Origin of the sequence: Micromonospora violae, from assembly GCF_004217135.1 — a bacterium.
GTDB lineage: Bacteria > Actinomycetota > Actinomycetes > Mycobacteriales > Micromonosporaceae > Micromonospora > Micromonospora violae.
This window is the reverse complement of record NZ_SHKK01000001.1, coordinates 5,539,325-5,558,249: the sequence shown is the minus strand read 5'-3', so window position 1 is coordinate 5,558,249 and position 18,925 is coordinate 5,539,325. Positions and strand designations below refer to the sequence as shown.

22 protein-coding genes are annotated in these 18,925 nt (G+C 71.6%); 5 read left to right on the top strand and 17 right to left on the bottom strand.

Annotated elements, in window-relative coordinates; all coding sequences use genetic code 11:
• Positions 1–40: 40 nt before the first annotated feature.
• Together EV382_RS24955 and EV382_RS24950 are read right to left on the bottom strand one after the other, a co-directional pair.
• Complete coding sequence (locus EV382_RS24955) at positions 41–1,228, bottom strand: ABC transporter substrate-binding protein (RefSeq protein ID WP_130405716.1); 1,188 nt, start codon at positions 1,226–1,228, stop codon at positions 41–43.
• A gap of 80 nt (positions 1,229–1,308) precedes the next feature.
• Complete coding sequence (locus EV382_RS24950; protein ID WP_130405714.1) at positions 1,309–2,106, bottom strand: alpha/beta hydrolase family protein; 798 nt, start codon at positions 2,104–2,106, stop codon at positions 1,309–1,311.
• An 85-nt stretch (positions 2,107–2,191) separates the two neighbouring features.
• Here EV382_RS24950 and EV382_RS24945 point away from each other — a divergent pair, with 85 nt between their 5' ends.
• Positions 2,192–2,794 carry a bacterial proteasome activator family protein gene (locus EV382_RS24945; protein ID WP_130405712.1) on the top strand — a complete coding sequence of 201 codons (603 nt, stop codon included), beginning with the start codon at positions 2,192–2,194 and terminating at the stop codon, positions 2,792–2,794.
• A 2-nt stretch (positions 2,795–2,796) separates the two neighbouring features.
• Here the strand turns inward: EV382_RS24945 and EV382_RS24940 are convergent, their stop codons facing one another.
• From EV382_RS24940 to EV382_RS24930, 3 genes are all read right to left on the bottom strand, one after another.
• Entirely contained in the window at positions 2,797–3,609 is an 813-nt protein-coding gene (locus EV382_RS24940) for an HAD family hydrolase (RefSeq protein WP_130405710.1), read from the bottom strand.
• Positions 3,609–4,430 (bottom strand): HAD family hydrolase, encoded by an 822-nt coding sequence (locus EV382_RS24935; RefSeq protein ID WP_130405708.1) that lies wholly within the window; start codon positions 4,428–4,430, stop codon positions 3,609–3,611. Before EV382_RS24935 ends, EV382_RS24940 begins: the two co-directional genes overlap by 1 nt.
• Positions 4,431–4,740: 310 nt before the next feature.
• Complete coding sequence (locus tag EV382_RS24930) at positions 4,741–5,478, bottom strand: hypothetical protein (RefSeq protein WP_130405706.1); 738 nt, start codon at positions 5,476–5,478, stop codon at positions 4,741–4,743.
• 129 nt (positions 5,479–5,607) lie between these two features.
• Here EV382_RS24930 and EV382_RS24925 point away from each other — a divergent pair, with 129 nt between their 5' ends.
• The 3 genes from EV382_RS24925 to EV382_RS24915 all read left to right on the top strand — a co-directional run bounded on the left by EV382_RS24925 (position 5,608) and on the right by EV382_RS24915 (position 7,355).
• Complete coding sequence (locus EV382_RS24925) at positions 5,608–6,039, top strand: OsmC family protein (RefSeq protein ID WP_130405704.1); 432 nt, start codon at positions 5,608–5,610, stop codon at positions 6,037–6,039.
• Positions 6,040–6,189: 150 nt separating this feature from the next.
• Positions 6,190–6,537 carry a metallopeptidase family protein gene (locus EV382_RS24920; protein ID WP_196924705.1) on the top strand — a complete coding sequence of 116 codons (348 nt, stop codon included), beginning with the start codon at positions 6,190–6,192 and terminating at the stop codon, positions 6,535–6,537.
• Between the two features lie 95 nt (positions 6,538–6,632).
• A complete protein-coding gene (locus EV382_RS24915; RefSeq protein ID WP_130405700.1) occupies positions 6,633–7,355 on the top strand; it encodes an AIM24 family protein in 723 nt (240 codons plus the stop codon).
• A gap of 45 nt (positions 7,356–7,400) precedes the next feature.
• Here EV382_RS24915 and pheA read toward each other — a convergent pair whose 3' ends face one another.
• The 5 genes from pheA to EV382_RS24890 form a co-directional block, all read right to left on the bottom strand.
• Positions 7,401–8,357, bottom strand: coding sequence for a prephenate dehydratase (pheA, locus tag EV382_RS24910; RefSeq protein ID WP_130405698.1), 957 nt, complete (start codon positions 8,355–8,357; stop codon positions 7,401–7,403).
• Between the two features lie 10 nt (positions 8,358–8,367).
• A complete protein-coding gene (locus tag EV382_RS24905; protein WP_244236809.1) occupies positions 8,368–8,895 on the bottom strand; it encodes a hypothetical protein in 528 nt (175 codons plus the stop codon).
• 175 nt (positions 8,896–9,070) lie between these two features.
• Complete coding sequence (locus EV382_RS24900) at positions 9,071–9,460, bottom strand: ACT domain-containing protein (protein WP_130405696.1); 390 nt, start codon at positions 9,458–9,460, stop codon at positions 9,071–9,073.
• Between the two features lie 75 nt (positions 9,461–9,535).
• Positions 9,536–9,994, bottom strand: coding sequence for a hypothetical protein (locus EV382_RS24895; RefSeq protein WP_130405694.1), 459 nt, complete (start codon positions 9,992–9,994; stop codon positions 9,536–9,538).
• A 165-nt stretch (positions 9,995–10,159) separates the two neighbouring features.
• Complete coding sequence (locus EV382_RS24890) at positions 10,160–10,897, bottom strand: hypothetical protein (protein ID WP_130405692.1); 738 nt, start codon at positions 10,895–10,897, stop codon at positions 10,160–10,162.
• Positions 10,898–11,061: 164 nt separating this feature from the next.
• Between EV382_RS24890 and EV382_RS24885 the strand changes: the two genes are divergently transcribed.
• Positions 11,062–12,279, top strand: a complete 1,218-nt coding sequence (locus tag EV382_RS24885) for an arginine deiminase (protein WP_130405690.1) — start codon at positions 11,062–11,064, stop codon at positions 12,277–12,279.
• An 18-nt stretch (positions 12,280–12,297) separates the two neighbouring features.
• Here the strand turns inward: EV382_RS24885 and EV382_RS24880 are convergent, their stop codons facing one another.
• The 7 genes from EV382_RS24880 to EV382_RS24850 all read right to left on the bottom strand — a co-directional run bounded on the left by EV382_RS24880 (position 12,298) and on the right by EV382_RS24850 (position 18,832).
• Positions 12,298–13,185: a DUF5926 family protein gene (locus EV382_RS24880; protein ID WP_130405688.1), complete on the bottom strand. Its 888-nt coding sequence runs from the start codon at positions 13,183–13,185 to the stop codon at positions 12,298–12,300.
• A gap of 59 nt (positions 13,186–13,244) precedes the next feature.
• Entirely contained in the window at positions 13,245–13,664 is a 420-nt protein-coding gene (locus EV382_RS24875) for an ATP-binding protein (protein ID WP_244236992.1), read from the bottom strand.
• Positions 13,665–13,731: 67 nt separating this feature from the next.
• The gene (locus tag EV382_RS24870; protein ID WP_130405684.1) at positions 13,732–15,186 is read right to left on the bottom strand and encodes a sensor histidine kinase; all 1,455 of its coding nucleotides are present in this window, start codon (positions 15,184–15,186) and stop codon (positions 13,732–13,734) included.
• A 55-nt stretch (positions 15,187–15,241) separates the two neighbouring features.
• On the bottom strand, positions 15,242–16,030 hold the full coding sequence (locus tag EV382_RS24865; RefSeq protein WP_130405682.1) for a glycerophosphodiester phosphodiesterase: 789 nt from the start codon (positions 16,028–16,030) through the stop codon (positions 15,242–15,244).
• Between the two features lie 10 nt (positions 16,031–16,040).
• Complete coding sequence (locus tag EV382_RS24860; protein WP_130405680.1) at positions 16,041–16,376, bottom strand: rhodanese-like domain-containing protein; 336 nt, start codon at positions 16,374–16,376, stop codon at positions 16,041–16,043.
• Positions 16,377–16,434: 58 nt separating this feature from the next.
• A complete protein-coding gene (locus tag EV382_RS24855) occupies positions 16,435–17,352 on the bottom strand; it encodes an LCP family protein (RefSeq protein WP_435819351.1) in 918 nt (305 codons plus the stop codon).
• A gap of 217 nt (positions 17,353–17,569) precedes the next feature.
• Positions 17,570–18,832 (bottom strand): LCP family protein, encoded by a 1,263-nt coding sequence (locus EV382_RS24850; RefSeq protein ID WP_130405678.1) that lies wholly within the window; start codon positions 18,830–18,832, stop codon positions 17,570–17,572.
• Positions 18,833–18,925: the final 93 nt, after the last annotated feature.

The window sequence follows — 18,925 nt, the reverse complement described above, 5'->3', positions numbered from 1 at the left end:
CACTGGGAGGCCGGCCCCGAATCGTGCTCCGGGTGGGCGTTCAGCCCAGCGTGGCCAGCTCGTTGATCAGCACGTTCGACAGGACGCGACCGTCGCGCTGCACCTCGCGCAGGTACCACTTCTGCTGCGGGGTACGCGGCTGGTTGAACTGCCAGATGCCGCGCGGGCTGTCGATCTGGCCGATCTTGCCCAGGGCCAGGTTGACCTGCTGCGGGGTGGGCTTCCCGCCGGCCAGCTGGATGGCCTGGTCGAGGACCTGCGCCGCGTCGTACGACGCCATCGCGTAGGTGGTGGGGGTGACCTGGTGCTTCTTGCGGTACGCCGAGGCGAAGACCCGGTTCGACGTGTTGTTCAGGTCGGCCGAGTAGTTCAACGCGGTCTGGATGCCCAGCGCATTGTCTTTCAGGCTGTCCAGCACGGCGCCCTCGGTGAGGAAGCCGGGCGCGTAGATCGGCCCGGCGTACTTCTCCCGCAGCTGCTTGATGAACTCCACGGCGGCCGTCCCGGCGAAGAAGCAGAAGACCGCCGTGGGCTTCTTGGCCAGGGCCTTGGAGATGTCCGAGGCGTACGTCGTCTTGCCGGGGTTGGCCGTGGCGCTGGTGTAGGTCACCTCGTCGCGGATCCGGGGGTCGGACGTGCCGAACTCCTGCCGGAAGCCGCGGACCACGTCCGGGCTCCCGACGTTCTCCGGCATGATGATCGCGACGCGACCGTTCGCCGGCAGTTGGTCACGCAGGTAGCGGCCCAGCGCCTTGCCGGCCTCGTCGAGCACGTACGACGTCCGCCAGATGTAGAAGACGCTCTGCAGGCTGCTCGGTGAGGCGTTGGAGCCGATGAGCGGGACCCGGGCCTGCTCCACGGTGTCCCGGATGCCGACCATCACCGCCGAGTTGACCACGCCGGTGAGCGCCAGCACGCCCTGCTTGAGCAGGCCCTCGACGGCGGCCTTGCCGGACTTCGCGGTGTCGCCCTCGTCGGCGGTCAGCAGCTCCACCGGGTGGCCGCCCAGCTGCTGGTCGTTCAGGTCCAGGAAGAGCTGGAAGCCATTGGTGATGTCATCGCCGATGCTCTTGAAGCCACCGGCCTGGGGTGTGATCAGCCCGATCTTGACCGGGCTGCGGTTGGCGTTCGGTTCGGTGTCACTGTCTGAGCCACACCCGGCGACGAACCCGGTGGTACCGAGCGCGGCCAACAGTTGGAGCGCCCGTCTGCGATTCATCTGCGACACCGAGTTCCTTCCGAGGAGCGTTGCAGGGCCGAACACCACCCCTTCGGCGTTCTACCTGGTCCGCGACGCTGCGTCAATGGCTAGTGATCATCGTGCAGGGACCGCAACACAGCACGGACCTGGGGCCAGGCGAAGGACTCCGGGTCGATCAGCCCGAAATGCTCGCATCCAGGAAGTTCAACAAGGGAAATATCGGAACCTGCGCCACGAACCGCCGCGACGAAATCCCTGCTCATCTCCACCGGAACCTGGAGATCGTCCGAGCCGTGCACAACTACCGTGCGTGTTCGCGCCGGTACCAATATCCGTGGATCCGCTGCCGCGTACCGGTCCGGGACCTGCTCCGGTCCGCCGCCGAGCAGCGCGGCGACCGCCCCGGAGTCCAGGTCACGCCGGTACGCCTCGCCCAGATCGGCCACCGGGGCCAGGGCGAGCACCCCACCCACCGTCGCCGGGGCGGTGGCCGCCACATACAGCGCCAGGTGACCACCGGCGGAGTGCCCGACCAGGATCGGCGCGGCCCGGCTCACCCGGCCGGGCAGCGCCTCGGCCGCCAGCACGGGCAGCTCGGCCACCCCGGTCAACACGTCGGTCAGGGTGCCCGGCCACCCACCACCGGGTTGCCCGGTGCGGCGGTATTCCAGCTGCGCCACCGGGTAGCCCTCGGCGGCGAGGGCGGCGGCCAGCGGGCCGGTGTGCCGCCGGTCGTACTCGGCCCGCCAGAAACCGCCGTGCAGGACGACGACCAGCGGTCGGGCCGGCCCCACTCCCGCCGGAAGGCGCAGATCGGCCACCTGGTTCGGGTCGTCCCCGTACGCCACGGTCCGGTCGGGCTCCGGTGCGGGCCGGGTCAACACTGCGCGTGGGTCGACGGGCATGGGGGCGACGGTAGCGCGCCCCGCCCGGGTGGTTCGGCCCTGGGAGTCGGTCCCGGGCGGCATGGCTCGCGCCCACTGGGTAAAGATGGACCCCATGACCGAAGCGCGCTCCGCTGGACAGAACGACGAGCCCGGCCCCGACGACTCCGGCCAATCCGGCACCGTTGTGGTGGTCGGCCCGGACGGCCGGCCGATCGGCACGATGCAGACCGACGAGGGCCAGGGTGAGGACCCGACCCGTCTGGTCGAACAGCCGGCCAAGGTGATGCGGATCGGCAGCATGATCAAGCAGTTGTTGGAGGAGGTGAAGGCCGCGCCTCTCGACGACGCCAGCCGCAGCCGGATGCGGGAGATCCACGAGCGGTCGATCGTCGAGCTCAAGGAGGGTCTCGCGCCCGAGCTGCGGGACGAGCTGGAGCGCATCTCGCTGCCCTTCGCCGAGGACAAGGCCCCCAGCGAGGGCGAGCTGCGCATCGCCCACGCCCAGCTCGTCGGCTGGCTGGAGGGCCTGTTCCATGGCATCCAGGCGGCCCTGGTGGCCCAGCAGATGGCCGCCCGGGTGCAGTTGGAGCAGATGCGCGGCGGCCGGCAGGCGCTGCCCAGCGGTCCCGGCGGGATCGTCCCCGGGATGCCGGGCATCGGCCAGCCGGGTGGCGGCGAGAGCCACAACACCGGTCAGTACCTCTGACCTCAGTCCACCCCGAAGATCTTCTCCAGGTACGTCGCCACGCCGTCCTCGGTGTTCGCCGTCGTCACGTCGTCGGCGACCGCCAGGACGGCTCGGTGCGCGTTGGCCACCGCCACGCCGCGTCCGGCCCAGGTCAGCATCGGTACGTCGTTGGGCATGTCGCCGAAGGCCAGCACGTCCGCCGCGGCCACCCCGAGCTGGTCGCAGTACCAGGCCAGCCCCGCCGCCTTGGTCACCCCGGCCGCGGAGATCTCCACCAGCCCCGAGGACGACGAGTGGGTGGCCTCGGCCAGCCCCGCCACCGCCGTGGCGATCAGCTCGGCGAAGGCGTCCGGGTCCTGTTCGCCCGCTCGGGCCAGGAGCTTCACCGCCGGGGCCGACAGCAACTCCTCCGGCGTCTCGATCGGCCGAATGCCGTCGGTCTCGACGTCCCAGCGCAGCGGATAGTGCGCCTCGTGCCGCATCTCCCGGCTGTCCAGGATCTCCACGGCGAAGCTGATCCCCGGCACCTCGGCCCGTAGCCGCCGCGCCACCTCGGCCAGGTGATGTGGTGCGAGCGGGTCGGCCCGCACCACCTCGTCCTCGAACGGGTCGTAGACCACGGCGCCGTTGGCGCAGACCGCCGGCAGCGGCCGGGCGAGCTGGTCGTACACCATCTTGAGCCAGCGGACCGGACGGCCGGTGACCAGAACGACCGGCGTGCCTCGCGCGGAGATCCGCGCGAGCACGCCGGCGGTGCGAGGGCTGACGGTCTGGTCGTCGTGGATCAGTGTGCCGTCGATGTCGGTGGCGATGAGCCGGGGTGGGTCTCCCATCACCTGGACAGTAGCCGGTCGAGATACACCGCCACCCCGTCGTCGTCGTTGCGCAAGGTCACCTCGTCGGCGGCGGCGCGCAGAGTGGGGTGTGCGTTGGCCACGGCCACCCGCGACCAGCCGGCCCACTCGAACATCGGCAGGTCGTTGGGCATGTCGCCGAAGACCAGCACATCGGCCGGGTCGACCCCGAGGGTTTGTGCCACCACAGTCAGCCCGGTCGCCTTGTCCACGCCGGGCGGGCAGATCTCGATGAAGCCGAGCCCAGCCTGGGTGAGCGTGGCGACCTGCGGCGGAACGACCCGGCGGGCCACCGCCAGCAGCTCGTCCACGTGGTGGTCGGCGGTCCGGGCAAATGCCTTGATCACGTCGCCGGCGAGGCACTCGTCACGGGTGCGCGCCTCGAAACGGTCCTGGTAGGGCCAGCTCTCGTGGTAGTCGCCCCACAGCGGGGCGTCGTGCTCGTCGGACGCCTCGACCATCACGGTCAGCGGGCCGACCGCCAGCTCCAGGTCGGCGAGCAGCCGGGCCAGCACCTCGGCGGGCAGCCGCTCGTCGCGGAGCACCACCGGGCCGCTGGGGTCGCTCTGGTCGACCACCCGACCACCGCCGGCCATCACCAGGAAGTCGGCGGCGCGGATGTCGTTGCGGGTCAGCTCGGTCAACCGAGGGCCGCGTCCGGTCGCGCCCACCACCGGAATTCCGGCGGCGCGCACCCGGTCGAGCACCCCATGGGTGTACGCGGAGACGGTGTCGTCGCTGCGGACCAGCGTCCCGTCGAGGTCGGTTGCGATCAGCTTGGGTAGTCCCGGGCGGGTCATCGTTCCTCCTTCGCCCGCCGCCGTCGCACCTGCCGTGGCCGACGAAACAGTGGCCCGGCGTGACGGCGGGCAGCAACCGTACCTCGCGGAACGGGTCGCATCCATGGCTTCCAGGCGAATCGGACGCCAACCCCCAGCGCCCGCAAGATGTCCCCGCCGCCCCTGTCCCCGGCCCTGTCCCCGGCCCATCCCCAGCCTCTCCCCGGTCGATCATGGAGTGGTGGTGGGCGGTCTATCCGCTTGTGCGACTTGTGCAGACCACCACAACTCCTTGATCGGCAAGGTGGCGGTGGGGGAGGGAGGGGTGGGTCTAGGGCTGGAGGTCGGGGCGGGCGAAGGGGGCTGCGGGGGTGACTGTCAGGTCGGCTGGGCCGGGTAGGCCGTCCTCGATCAGGTCGTGATCTCGGCGGCGCCGCCGGGGTCGTCGCGCTGGCGGGTCGGCGGGGCCGTCAGCGTCTGGTGGGCCGAACACCCCGGGGGGTGCGACAGGCACCAGCCGCAGGGCGGCCGCGAACAGCACACAGGCGGCGAACGCCATCACCAGCCCGCGGCCGTACTCGGTCTGGTAGCCCTCCTCGGGCGGGTAGAAGAAGTCTCGCTGACGGGGGTCGTCGAGGGTGGCCGTGGCCGCGACCAGAAGCGCCAGCAGCGCGCCGGCCAGGGTGAGACCGGCCAGCCGGGCGTTCGGCCGCACGGCCGGCGTACCGCGCAACGCCAGCGCCACGGTGCAGACGAGGGCGAGGAGCCCGACCAGGTAGCCGACGCCGAAGCCACCGACCTCGGACACCCCGGCCGGCACCTGGATCGTCATGTTCCCCTCGGGCCCGCCGTTCGGCAGGCTCATCACCAGCCATTCACCGACGAGTGAGGCGACCGCGGCCACCGCGCCCAGACCGGCGAGCAGCAGTGGCAGCCGGGGATCGTGCGCGAAGTCGGCCAGGGACCAACCGAACCGGCGTCGCGGGGCCGCCTCGTCGGCACCCCACTCGATCACGGCTGGGCCATCGGATGGGTCGCCCTGCCGTGGGATCGGAAGCTCCTCGGACATGGCCATCCTTCCGCCGACAGGGACCTGGGTCGCATCATGGCACAGCAAGCTGGTGGTGACCGGGATCGCAGGGCTGGCGAGCGCGCCGGTCTGTCGCCCGACCCTCGCCTTTCCGCTAGCGTTTGCCTCATGCCAATCCGTACCGCTTCAGCACAATGGCAGGGCAATCTCACCGAGGGCGCGGGCACCGTCCGCACCGGCAAGGGCGGCCTGTCCGGCAACTACTCCTTCAAGTCGCGCTTCGAGGAGGGGGAGGGCACCAACCCCGAGGAGCTGATCGCGGCCGCGCACGCAGGCTGCTTCTCGATGGCGTTCTCCAAGGCGCTCGCCGACGCGGGTTCGACGGCCACCTCGGTCGAGACCACCGCCAAGGTGCACCTGGACAAGACCGATGCCGGCATGACCGTGACCCGGATCGACCTGGAGACGGTCGGCCAGGTCCCAGGGATCGACGACGCCGAATTCCAGAAGCTCGCCGAGGCCGCCAAGGCCAACTGCCCGATCTCCCGCCTGCTGTCGCCGGGTGCCGAGATCACCCTCAGCGCCCGCCTGGCCGCCTGAACGAAACGACCCACACCGTACGTCCACGGAAGGAGCCTCCGCCCGGTCCCCGGGTGGTCGCTTCTTCCGTGCCGTGCGGCTGAACGGCCACGGCCGTCGCGCACGAACGGGTCGCGGGCGCCCGCGTCGGGCACAATGGGCGAGGTGCCGGTGGAGATGAGCCGCGAGCGCTTCGAGGAGTTGGTCGGCGAAGCCCTCGACGAGGTGCCCGAAGAACTGCTCGGCCTGATGAACAACGTGGTGATTCTGGTCGAGGACGACCCGCCGCCGGGCGAGGTCGACCTGCTCGGCCTCTACGAGGGGCATGCGCTCACCGAACGCGGCTGGGACTATTCCGGCGTGCTGCCCGACCGGATCTTCATCTACCGTCGCCCCATCCTGCGGATCTGTGACAACGACGAGGACGTCATCGACGAGGTGGCGGTGACCGTGGTGCACGAGATCGCCCACCACTTCGGCATCGACGACGCGCGACTGCACGCGCTCGGCTGGGGCTGATCCCGCCGCTCACCGCACGACCGGCCGATGCCCGGTGCTTGCCGGGGTCGCCTACCGTCGGTGCAGCGAACGCGACCCTATTCAGGAGGCCCTTCATGCGCAGCGAGCTGTTCTCCGCGGGGAATCTGGAGAAGGAGTCCGCGCAGCCCGGCATGCGGTTGCAGAACTCCAAGATGTTGAAGATCGAACTCAACGGCGAGGCGATGGCCCGGGTCGGGTCGATGGTCGCCTACCAGGGAAATGTGCAGTTCGAGGCGCTGGGCTCGGGCGGGCTCGGCAAGTTCCTCAAGCAGAAGCTCACCGGCGAGGGCGTCCCGCTGATGAAGGTCTCCGGTCACGGTGACGTGTTCCTCGCCGAGTTGGCCAAGGACGTGCACATCATCGACCTGGAGCCGGGCGACGCCCTCTCCATCAACGGCAGCAGCGTGCTCGCCTTCGACTCCACCCTCCAGTACGACATCCGGATGGTCGGCGGTGCCGGGATGGCGTCCTCGTCCGGCCTCTTCAACTGCGTGTTCAGCGGTTACGGGCGGATCGCCATCACCACCAAGGGCACGCCGGTCGTGCTCAACGTGGACGCCCCGACGTACGTCGACCCGCAGGCCGCGGTCTGCTGGTCCGCCAACCTCCAGACCGGCTACCACCGCGCCGAGCAGCTCGGCCTCGGCACACTGCTCGGCCGCCGCACCGGTGAGTCGTTCACCATGAGCTTCGCCGGTCAGGGCTTCGTGGTGGTGCAGCCATCCGAGGAGCCGCCGGTCATGGGCAGCGGCCAGCAGCAGCAGGAGGGCGGCCTGCTCGGCGGTCTGCTGAGCTGACCGCAGCGGCGCGGGCGCCCCTGATCTTCGGGGCGCCCGGCCTGATCAGGTCAACTCGCCGGTGCGAAGTCGGGCCAGCCAGGCCGCCGCGTCGGCGTAGTCCACGTCGGAGAGGCCCGCTGGCGCGGGCACCGGGCGCTCGCCCGCCGCCTCGGCCCACCGGTGCCGGGGATAGGAGCCCAGGAAGCGGACGTCGGCACAGACCCGGCGGAGCCCCTGCAACGCCTCACCGAGGCGTACGTCGGCCACGTGGCCGGTGCAGTCCAGGAAGAAGACGTAGCGGCCCAGCGCCTCGCCGGTCGGACGGGACTCGATCCGGGTCAGGTTGACCCCACGGACGGCCAACTCCATCAGCACGGACAGCAGCGCGCCAACCCGGTCGTGGGCGATGTAGACCGCCAGCGAGGTGAGGTCGTCACCGGTCGGCGGTGGTGGCGGCCCGGGGCGGGACACCAGCGCGAACCGGGTCACCGCGTCGGGGTGGTCGGCGATCTTGTCGGCGAGGGTGGTGAGTCGGTGCCGCAAGGCCCCGATCGGTGCGCAGATCGCCGCGTCGTACTCGCCGGTGCCGGCACCGGCGGCGGCCGCGCCGTTGGAGAGCACGTCGACCACCACGGCGTCGGGCAGGTGGTCACGCAGCCAACCTCGGCACTGGGTGGACGCCTGTGGGTGGGCCGCCACGGTGCGGATCGAGCTCAGCGAGGTGCCGGGCCGCGCGGCGAGGACGAACTCCACCGACAGGATCACCTCGCGGGTGATCACCAGTGGTTCGCCCTCGGCCATCTCGTCCAGCGTGACGCCGACCGCGCCGCCGATCGAGTTCTCCAGTGGCACCAGCGCGGCGTCGGCGTCGCCGGCGCGGACGCTGTCCAGTGCCTCTCCGACACTGCGAGCGGGCGTACGGGTGCCGCGCTCGGCGGCGGGTACGGAGCGCAGGGCCTGCTCGGCGAAGGTGCCCTCCGGCCCGAGGTAGACGAAACGCGTCGGCGGTGTTCCCGGCATGCCGATCAGCCTACGCACCCGGTCCGTTGGCCGGGCCGGCGTCGCAGGCGAGGCTGCGGATCCCGGCCGGGCTGGTGGCGCGTACCTCGATGGTGCAGACGTCCGTCCCGGCGGTGACCAGCGTCGGGGCGCTGGGTTTGCCCCGGGTGATCACCTGGAGTTGCTCGTGCCCGGTCACGTCCAGCACGGTGAACTGCCAGTCGCCGGCGCAGAGCGGCCCGGTGCGGACCTGGACGCGGACGTTCGCCGGCAGCACACCGGCCCGGCCGCGTAAGAGTTGCAGGACCCGCTGCCCGGTCGGCCCGTTGCGGCAGGCCGTGGCGACCAAGCCGGCGTCCGGGGTGGGCGTCACCGTGGCGGGATACGGTGCGCTGGCCGGCGGGGTCGGCGGTGCGGTGCTCGGGGCGGGCGTCGTCGGGGTCGCGGTGTGGGTGGGCACGCCGGTCGGCTCCCCCAGCCCGGGTGGGGCGCCACAGCCGGCCAGCACCGCGACGGCGAGCGCCACCGGCAGCAGTCGGGCGACGGCCCGGGCCGGCACGCGATCAACTGCCCGGCCAGGCGTCGCCGGTGGGGTGTGGATCGTCGCCCGCGGTGAGGGGGACGCGGGGTGGGGTGGGGTGAACGGCACTGGCCGATCCTCGGGACATCGGGGAATTCGTCGCGGCCGGGGGTGGCCGAGCCCATCGTAGGGTGAGCGGCTGATCGGGTGAAGGTCAGCCGGTGACGCGGTGCCCGGCGCGCTGGAGCGCGGTCGTGCCCTCGGTCAGCCGGACGGTCGGTACCAGCAGGTAGTCGGTGTCGAAGGTGGAGAAGGTGACGGTGCTGACCCGCGCCTCGGCGAGTGGGTCGACGAGCGCGGCCAGGCTGCCGGTGCCGGCCAACGCCGCCGGGGCGGTGACCCGCAGACAACGCCAGGTCGTCTCCATCACGGCCTGCGCCGGCGCCCGGTCGGTCGGGCAGATCACGGAGATCCCGTCGGAGGTCCAGCTCACCGTCACCACGTCGGCGTCGCGTAGCCCGCTCGACAGCGCGTATGGCAGGGTGGCCCCGGCGGCCAACCGGCACACAGCGTATTCCCCCGGCAGCAGAGCGATATCGAGCATGAGGGCACCCTACGGCTTTTCCGTGGGCCCGCCCCGGTAACGCCGCGAGCGGTGCGGGACACACCCAGCCGCAGGTCAGACCTCGGAGAAGAAGGTGAGTGAGCCGGCGACCGAGCCGTCGGTGAGCACCGGGGTGGAGATCGCGTCGACTGTCGCGTCGGAGCTGTTCGGCGAGGCGGCCTGCACCCGGAGCAGCCCTCGGGCGAGTCGGCCGGAGGAGAGCGCCAACAGGGGTGGGATCTTGTCGATCTCGGCTTCGGTCAGCTCGCCCCGGTTGGCGGTGAAGTCGAGCAGGCGTAGCCCGCCGTCGAGGAGTGGCCGCCCGATCAGCCGGTCCGGTTCACCGAGGCAGAGCAACTCGCAGCCGGCCGTGGAGATCGCCACCACCCGGGTGTCGGCGTCGATCAGCAGACACGGTTCGTCGGCCCGGGAGACTGTCGACGACCATTGGCCGACGTTGTCGGACTCCGGCTCTGTCGAGGCCCGCGCCGCCGGCACGAACGCTTCCGAGAGCGAAAGTTCGACGTGGGCCACCGCGCCTCCTATGTGCACCGATCGACTGTCCACGCTAGCGGGTCGCCGACGGAATCACCGAGCGCACCGGGTCACCGGGCCGCTCGGCGTTAACCGGGGCGACCGGTGACGGCGCGGGGACCGGTGAGGTGGGGGGACCGGAGCCGCGTGGCGTCGCCGGTGACGTTACCGGCGGTGGGCCGGCTTGTCAGCGGCCGTTCGGCCCTCGTCGTACCACCGGTAGTCGGCAGTTGGACGGTAAGTGCCGTTCAGCCAGGTGCCGGGGTGCTGCGCGACCCGGGAAAGCTTCTCGGCGGTGGCCGGGCTGATCCGGCTGCCACCGGCCACGAGCAGCCGGTCCAGTTCCCGGTGGGTGGCCATCAGGCAGTCCTTGGGAAGGCCGTAGACGCTGATCACGCCGGAGCCGACGAAGGTCAGCACCGGCGTCACCGGAACGGGCAGCCCGACCGCGTCGGAGAGGGCCTTGCTGGCCCGCTTGGCGTCCCGGCGGGACTCGGCCACGTACGGGGGACGCTTGCCGTTGATCTGCACCACGTCTCCGGCGACGAGCACCCTGGCCCGGCCGTGGTCGGCGATGGTCACGGCGAAGAGGCCGCTCGGCCCGATGGCGAGGAACCCGGCTCGCTCGTCCTGACCGCGGTCGAGGACGTCTGTCACGTCGGTGCGGGGCCACTCGATCACGTGCCAGGAAGGCCCGAGGTGGTCGAGTTGGCCCAACGCCCGCGCCCCGGCCGCCTCCAGGCGGCGCGCACCCCGCTCGGCCCGACGACGGCGGGCCCATTCGAGCGGTGTCGGACGGACCGGATCGAGAACCCCTGGCGCCTCGACGCGAGGGTGGGGCACCGCGACGGGCGGCAGTGCCCGAGCGGACGGTACGGCTCGTCGTGCGGGAAAGACAGTCATCGCGACCTCCGGCAAAAGGTCCCTCGAAGTTATGTCCTCACTACCCTACGTTGCCACTACCGGTGTTCGGCAAGCCGGAGCGCCGGAGTGACTGTGGATGAATGCCATATTCATCCACAGTTCTTTTTCTCGGATGCCGCTAAACCCTGCCCTACGCTGCGGGAGTGACCCACTACGTCGACAGTGAAGTCGGGCGGCTCGGCACCGTACTGCTGCACCGGCCCGGCCCCGAACTGGCCCGGCTCACCCCCCGCAACAACGACTCGCTCCTGTTCGACGCGATCCCCTGGGTGGGGCGCGCCCAGGAGGAGCACGACGCGTTCGCCGCCGCCCTGCGCGAGCGCGGCGTCGAGGTGCTCTACCTGGCCACCCTGCTGGCCGAGACGCTGGCCGTCGCGGACGCCCGCGCCGAACTCACCGAGGAGGTGCTGCGTTCCCGACGGCTCGGCGACACGCTGCGCGCCCGCGTCGCCGATCACCTCTCCTACCTGGACCCGGCCGCGCTGGCCGACGTGCTCACCGCCGGGCTGGCCCACGAGGAGCTGCGGATCAGCTCGGAGCGACCGGGCGGACTGGTCTACACGCTGATGGACCGACAGGATTTTGTCATCGATCCGTTGCCCAACCTGCTGTTCACCCGCGACTCGTCGCTGTGGATCGGCGACCGGGTCGGTGTCACCAGCCTGGCCATGCCGGCCCGCCGCCGGGAGACCACCCTGACCGACGCCATCTACCGCCACCACCCCCGGTTCGCCGGCACCGAGTTCGTCTACCGCCCGCACCTGGAGCACCTGGAGGGCGGGGACGTGCTGCTGCTCGCCCCCGGGGTGCTGGCGGTCGGGGTGGGCGAGCGGACCACACCGGCCGGGGCCGAGCGCCTCGGCCGGCAGGTCTTCGCCGCCGGCCTGGCCCACACCATCCTGGTGGTGCCGATCGCCCAGAAGCGCGCCACCATGCACCTCGACACCGTCTGCACGATGGTCGACGTGGACGCCGTGCTGATGTATCCCAACATCGCGAGCAGCCTGTCCGCGTACACGGTGATCGCCGGCGCGGACGGCGAGGACCCGCGGGTGGACGGGCCGGCCCCGTTCCTGCGGGCCGCCGCCGACGCGATGGACCTCGACCTGCTCCGGGTCATCGACACCGGGCTGGATCCGGTCACCGCGGAACGCGAGCAGTGGGATGACGGCAACAACACGCTCGCGCTGGCCCCCCGACTCTGCGTCGGCTACGAGCGCAACACCGAGACCAACGCCCAGCTGGAGCGGGCCGGCATCGAGGTGATCCCGATTGCCGGCTCGGAGCTGGGCTCCGGCCGGGGCGGACCGCGCTGCATGTCCTGCCCGATCACCCGCGACCCGCTCCCCGTCGCCGGGTGAGCGGGCCGGCGACCCGGCTCAGCGCAGGGTGAGCTGGCGGCCGAGCAGCCCCTGCCGGGCCCGACGGCCGGCGGCGTCGAGAGGCTCGGTGACGGCGAGCGCCTCCGCGTACCGCTTGGCGAACTGCGCCACCGGCTCCTCCCACTCGGCAGCCGGGGTCTCCTCCGGCAGGTCCCAGACCGGCACCAGTCGACCGTGCGCGCGGAACATGCCGGCGAACTTGGTCTGCTCGCCGAGCGTCAGCGTGCCGGCCGCGCCGAGTCGGGCCAGCGCGTCGAGGGCGGCGTCCTCGTCGTCCGGCAGCACCCAGCGCACGTGGGCCTTCTCCGGGACCTGACACCAGTACGCGGCCTTCGCCGCGCTCAGCCGCACCGTCGGGTAGATGGCCGCGTTGGCCCGCTCCAGCGACGCCTGGACGGTCGGATCGTCGGCGGCCCCGGGGTCGAGCCAGAAGTCGAAACCGTCGTGCATGGTGATGTCGAGCGGACCGTCAACGAGGATGTCCTGTAGGCGGGGCCCGGGGCCGGGCAGCGGCGCCACCGCAACCTGACCGCCCGGCTCGGTGCGCAGCGCGCTGAGCAACGCGTCGGCCAGATCCCGGGAGACGTCGCCGGACTGCTGATGCCGCTGGAGACCGATGAGCACGCGGCCGTCCGGCTTGGTGATCGCCGGGGCGGCCATCGGCAGCACCGTGGCGAGCGTCGCCTCCCGGTCACCGAACTCCTCGACCAGGGCGGGTACCAGCCGCAGTGGGGCGGAGGCGGCGGGCACCAACTCGCGCAGGGCGATCCACTCGGACTCGTCGGCCAGCCCGTCGAACGGACGCGGCACGAAGACGTCCCGCACCTTGTCGCGGCGGGGGGTGGTGTCGGCGGCGGTGCGCTGGCTCTTTCGACGCTTGCTCACGGCGTCACAGCCTAGAGCCCCGGGCGGCTCGCCGTGGCCGGGACCCGCCCGACCCGTACTCAGCCCGCCCGCACCAGGTCGGGTCGGGGTGCCGGCACCGGGTCGAACTCCGCCCAGACGCGCTGGCCCATGCCGTCCTGCTCGACCCCCCAGCGGCTGGCCAGGCCGGCCACGATGTGCAGCCCGCGCCCGTCCGCCGCGTCCGGGCTGGCCGTCCGGAGCCGTGGCCCGGTGCGCGCGCCACCGCCATCGGTGACGCACAGCTGGATCAGCGCGCCGTCGGCCGAGGGCCGCAGCCGCCAGGCGACCCGGATCACGCCGCCGGGCAGAGGCCGCGCGTGCCGCACCGCGTTGCCCACCAGCTCCGCGAGGACCGCGATCAGGTCCGCGAGGAGCATCGGGGGTACGACGTCCGCCAGCTCAGCGGCGAGCCGGTGACGGGCCAGCCGTGCCCCGCCCGGGTGGTGGGGAACCACCACGCACCAGGCTCGATCCCTCGCCGCCGTTGCCGCTGCCACCGTCGCCTCCACGTCGCGCCACCCTTGGTCAACCGCGTGGTAGCCGCACCTCTGCGACCGTACCGCCGCCGACCCTCGGACGTAGGGATACCCATCCATTCTGTTGTTCAACGATCCGGCGGACGAGATAGAGGCCGAGCCCCGCCCCGGGGTAACCGCGACGGTCGCCGGACTCGCCCTGCCAGAACCGGTCGAACGCCCGTTCCACGTGCTCGGGTCGGATGCCGATGCCCTGGTCGCTGACCCGGAACGCCACCAGTTGACCGTCGCCCGAGGCGGTGATCTCGATGGCCGAGTCCGGTGCCGAGTACTTACCGGCGTTGGTGGTCAACTCGGTCAGCACGGTGGCCAGGCTGGGCCGGTGGCCGAGCGCCTTGGGCAGATCGCCCGGGAGGCGGAGCACCAGCCGGCGGCGCAGCTCCGCCGGCAGGTCCACGACAGCGGCGCGCAGCGCCTCGCCGAGGTCGAACGGCATGGGCGGGTCGTCGCCCGGGCCCACCTCGGCCGCGGAGCTGAGGAGACGGTCGACCAACCGGGCCAGCTCGTTGGCGCGTTGCCCGATCACCCGGGCCGCCTGCCGTCGATCACCATCGGTCAGCGACTCCCAGTGGTCGGTGAGGGTGTCCGCGTACCCCTTGATGACGGTGACCGGGGTGCGCAGCTCGTGGCTGGTCACCGCGACGAACAGCTCCCGGTCGTGGTCGCGGCGCTGCTGGTCGGTGATGTCGCGGAAGGTGACCACCCGCAACGTGCCCGGCCCGGGCAGATCCCCGGAGGTGATCCGCAACCAGCGGCCGTCCGGCATCCGGTGGTCCCGAACCTGCCCGGAGGGCGGCAGTGGGAACGGCAACGGGCGGCTCAGCGCCTGCTCGACCGTCCGGCCGGTGACCTGCGCGGCGGCCGGGTTCCAGAGCCGCACGTGCTCGTCCCGGTCGACGACGGCCAGCCCGTCGGCGAGGGCCGCCACCACCGGCCCGTCGCCGTGCACCGGCAGGCCGCTCTGGTCGCCGTACATGTGCGCGACGCAGGACGCGAGGTAGCCGACCACCCCCTGCTGCTCGGCCCCCGGCTCCTCATCGCCCGGATAGAGCGCGTGCAGGCTGCCGACGGTGTGCCCGCCGATCTCGGCCCGGGAGACCGCCATGCGGCGTAGGCCGCTGCCGGCCAGTTCGGCGGCCAGCTTGCCGTTGAGGTCACCCACCCGCACCTGGGTCACCCGTGGCCCGGAGAGCAGGCAGACGGTGTCCGGGTCGTCGACCGCCAACGGTCGACCGAGGGCCCACTCCGCCGCGCCGGTCGCGGCGATCACGCGTCCGCCGGTCGGACCGAACTCGACGAACGCCATCCCGGCCGCGCCGAGCGCCGGCTGGGCCACCCGGAGCAGTTGGGTGAGGACCGGCAGGCCGGCGTCCCCAGAGTTGATCATCTCGATCACGACGGTGTGGCCGGCGAGGAGAGCGGGGAAATCGATACGCTCCGGCATGTGCCGAGTCTGCCCCGCCGACCCGGTTTTGGGCACCCCTGCCCGGCCGATGGGGTCAGCGGTCCAACCGGGCGAGGGCGTACGCCGGCCGGTCGGTGATGATCCCGTCCACCCCGGCGGCCAGCACCAGTTCCAGGTCGATCGGTTCGTTGACCGTCCAGACGTACACCTGGTTGCCGGCCGCGCGCAGGGCGGGCAGCAGCTGCGGGCGGGCCCGGACCAGGCCGATGCCCGGCCCGGCGATCCGGGTGCCGAACGGCAGCCGGCCCAACCGCAGCCAGCGCGGCAACACCTCCAGCAGCAGCACGGTGGGCAGCGTCGGGGCCAACTCGCGGACCCGACGGACCGCCAGCGGGGAGAACGACATGACGGTCACCTGCACCGGGTCGTCCGGGCCGGGGTCGGCCAGCCCGTACTGGCGCAGCAGCCTTACCAGCCGCCGTTCCACGTTCGAGCCGTAGCGGGACGGGTGCTTCGTCTCGACCAGCAGCCGGACCGGCCGGCCCGCCGCGAGCACCGCGTCCAGCAGCCGGGCCAGGGTCAACAGCCGGGTGTGCGAGTCGTCCGGCGGCAGGTCGCCGTCCGACGCGCTGCCCGGGTGCCAGGAGCCGAAGTCGAGGGCGTCCAACTCGGCGAGCGTACGCGCGCTGACCAGACCGCGACCGTTGCTGGTGCGGTCGAGTCGTCGGTCGTGCACGCAGACCAGGTGCCCGTCCCGGGTCAGCCGGACGTCACACTCCAGGCCGTCCGCACCCTCGTCGAGAGCGCGCAAATACGCGGCGAGGGTGTGCTCGGGTAGGTCGAACGAGGCGCCGCGGTGCGCGAAGACCAGTGGCCCGCCCATGTCGCCGGCCTCAGATGACCTGACCGGGCTGTCCGTTCGCGTCGACCACCGGTCGGCCGACCGCAGCCCACTGGCGCATCCCGCCGTCGGCGTTGCGCACCTGCTCCCAACCGTTGTTGATCAGGTAGGCGACGACCTGGGCGGAACGCCCGCCGGAACGGCAGACGACGGCCACCTCCCGGTCGGTGGGCACCTCGGCCAGCCGGGCCGGCAGCTCCATCATCGGCAGGTGGTGAGCGGTGGGCGCATGGCCGGCCGCCCACTCGTCGTCCTCCCGCACATCCAGCAGGTAGGTATCGTCGGCGATCTCGGTCACGGGCACGGTGGGAACCTGGGGTCCGAACACAGGAAGCAACACTAGATCCTCGTGGCCCGGTTTGCCGTCGACCGGGCCGTCGGCACCATCACAACCGGGTCACCCATCGGGGGTTGGCCCGCGCCCAGGCGGGCACCCGGGTGCCGCGAAGTGCCTCGAAGAGCCCGTTGCCCCCGTTGTCCAGCACCACGTACGAGACCTCGTTGATGGTCTGCGGCGAGGAGGGCACCTGGACGCCGCGCATTCCGTCGGGCGGCAGCGCGCGGAGCGCGAGGAGCAGGTCCTCCAGGGGTACGCCGTTGGTGTCGACGGTCAGCGAGCCGCCGACCGCCCGGAGCACCTGGTCCAGCTTGACGGGGTTGCTGCGCAGGTCCGCCCGGCCGGCGCTGTCCAGCATCGCCCGGAGCAACTGCTGCTGGTGGTGCTGCCGGTCGTAGTCCCCGCCGGGCAGGTCGTAGCGCTGGCGGACGTAGTCCAGCGCCTGCGCCCCGTCCATCTGGTGGCAGCCGGTGGGGAAGACACGGTTGGTGTGGATCGAGCGGACCTCGGTGTCCACGCACATCTCCACTCCGCCGAGCAGGTCGATGACCTGCCGGAAGCCGGAGAAGTCGATCAGCGCGGCGCCGTCGAAGCGGATGCCGGTGAGCCGGTGCAGGGTGGCGGAGAGCAGTTGGGCACCGGCCTGCCCGCCGCCGCCGTGCTCGTACGCCGCATTGATCTTGTCTTGACCGCCGCCGAAGCCGTTCGCGGGTGGGATGGCGACCAGCAGGTCGCGTGGGATGGAGACCAGGTACGCCTCCCGCTGACCGGCGGGGACGTGCACGATGAGGATGGTGTCCGAGCGCTGGTCCGGGCCGCTGTCGCCGGGACGCCGGTCGGAGCCGACCAGGAGATAGTTGAGCGGCCCGTCGAGGTCGGTGCGGGTGGTGCGGGCGTCGGGGTCGAGCAGTTGCTCCTTGGTCACCGTGCGGTCGTACCGGTGGCCGAGCATCTTGATGCCGGCCACGGCGAGCCCGGCCAGCAGGACGAGGGCCAGGCCGACGCCGAGCAGGATCCGCGACCCACGGGCGCGAGGCGGCCGGGCGGGTGGGGCTCCGGCCCGGCCCGCCGCGTTCCGTCCCCACCTGGACGTGTCCGCCTCCCCGCAGCCGATACGTGAAACCTGCTCACGTCAGGCTACGGGCGGTGAGGACGCCGTCGCTGGCTTTCCGCGACTACCGGCCCTACTTGCGGGTGGAGATCACCTCGGGGTGGGTGAAGACGAACTCGGCGAGTTTGTCCTGCTTGACGGCCCGGAACATGGCCATCGTCTCTTCGTTCAAGCCCTCGGTGTTGTTGCCGTTGGCGTTGAAGGTGCCGTTGTTGGTCTTGAGCATGGTCAGCTCGTTGCCGGTGACGCCACGCATCGTGAAGATGAACTTCTCGATCGCCACACCACCGGTGTCCAGCACGAACGCCTTACCCGCAGCCTTGATCAGGTTGTTCATCTTGGCCGGGTTGGACAACATCCCGCCCTCGGTGGCCTTCTTGGCCATCGCCTTGATCAGCTGCTGCTGGTTCGCCTGCCGGTCGTAGTCGCCGTTCTTGAGGGACTTGCGCTGCCGGGAGTAGTCGAGGGCGGCCCAGCCCTCCATCTCCTGGCAGCCCTTCTTGTGCACCACCGGGGTACGCGGCTTGCCGGTCTTCTTGGCGTCCGCGTTCCACATCGGCTTGCCGTCGACGTACGACATGTGCAGCGACTTGACCTCCTGGCTGACGCAGATCCGCACCGTGCCCAGGGCGTCGATGACGTTCTTGAAGCCACCGAAGTTGATGATCGCCGCGCCGTCGAAGCTGATCCCGGTGAGCCGCTTGATCGTCTGGGCCATCAGCTGGGCGCCACCCTCCCAGCCGCCGCCGTTGGCGGCACCGGCCTGGAACGCGGCATTGATCTTTCCGGTGCCGCCGCCGTAGCCGCTCTTCTTGAACGGCGGGATCTGCGCCTCGGTGTCCCGGGGGATCGAGATCAGGTACGCCTGGTCGTGCGTGGCCGGAATGTGCAGGATGATGATGCTGTCCGAGCGGACGTCGTCGGCGGCCCAGCGCTCCCGCGCGTCCACCCCGAGCAGCAGCATGTCGATCGGGCCGTCCAGGCTCGCCCCGCCCTCGGCGTCGGACTTGCCGGCCTCACCCAGCAGGTTGCCCTTCGCGATGCCACCGGTCGCCTGCCCGATCAGCACCTTGCTGCCGACGATGGCCACGCCGCTGCTCAGCATCAGCACGGCACCGAACACCACGGTGAGCCTGGCCCAGAGCGGGTCCTTGCGCTTGGTCCGCTTCTTCGACCCACCGCCGCCCGTGCGGTCGCCACCGCCACCGCCACCTGGCGGGCGGGCACCCGGCCCGCCCCCCGAGGGGCGTGTCTGCGCGGGAATGGCCGCAGCGACCCGGCCGCTGGGGGCGGCGGACCCGGGGGAGGAAGGGCGACGACTGGCCTGAACCGGCATGCGTGCTCCAGCTCGTGATCAGGAGGGGGCGGCACCACTGTACGTACATCAAATCGACTTGGCGAGTTCATCCCGGGTCAATCCGGACGTCGA

Excerpts from the sequence above, each read along its gene's own strand:
- EV382_RS24915 (WP_130405700.1), top strand. The coding sequence starts at position 6,633 with ATGCGCAGCGAGCTGTTCTCCGCGGGGAATCTGGAGAAGGAGTCCGCG.
- EV382_RS24935 (WP_130405708.1), bottom strand. The coding sequence starts at position 4,430 with ATGACCCGCCCGGGACTACCCAAGCTGATCGCAACCGACCTCGACGGG.
- EV382_RS24900 (WP_130405696.1), bottom strand. The coding sequence starts at position 9,460 with ATGCTCGATATCGCTCTGCTGCCGGGGGAATACGCTGTGTGCCGGTTG.
- EV382_RS24890 (WP_130405692.1), bottom strand. The coding sequence starts at position 10,897 with ATGACTGTCTTTCCCGCACGACGAGCCGTACCGTCCGCTCGGGCACTG.
- EV382_RS24930 (WP_130405706.1), bottom strand. The coding sequence starts at position 5,478 with ATGTCCGAGGAGCTTCCGATCCCACGGCAGGGCGACCCATCCGATGGC.
- EV382_RS24865 (WP_130405682.1), bottom strand. The coding sequence starts at position 16,030 with ATGGGCGGGCCACTGGTCTTCGCGCACCGCGGCGCCTCGTTCGACCTA.
- pheA (WP_130405698.1), bottom strand. The coding sequence starts at position 8,357 with ATGCCGGGAACACCGCCGACGCGTTTCGTCTACCTCGGGCCGGAGGGC.
- EV382_RS24940 (WP_130405710.1), bottom strand. The coding sequence starts at position 3,609 with ATGGGAGACCCACCCCGGCTCATCGCCACCGACATCGACGGCACACTG.
- EV382_RS24950 (WP_130405714.1), bottom strand. The coding sequence starts at position 2,106 with ATGCCCGTCGACCCACGCGCAGTGTTGACCCGGCCCGCACCGGAGCCC.
- EV382_RS24945 (WP_130405712.1), top strand. The coding sequence starts at position 2,192 with ATGGACCCCATGACCGAAGCGCGCTCCGCTGGACAGAACGACGAGCCC.
- EV382_RS24870 (WP_130405684.1), bottom strand. The coding sequence starts at position 15,186 with ATGCCGGAGCGTATCGATTTCCCCGCTCTCCTCGCCGGCCACACCGTC.
- EV382_RS24850 (WP_130405678.1), bottom strand. The coding sequence starts at position 18,832 with ATGCCGGTTCAGGCCAGTCGTCGCCCTTCCTCCCCCGGGTCCGCCGCC.
- EV382_RS24925 (WP_130405704.1), top strand. The coding sequence starts at position 5,608 with ATGCCAATCCGTACCGCTTCAGCACAATGGCAGGGCAATCTCACCGAG.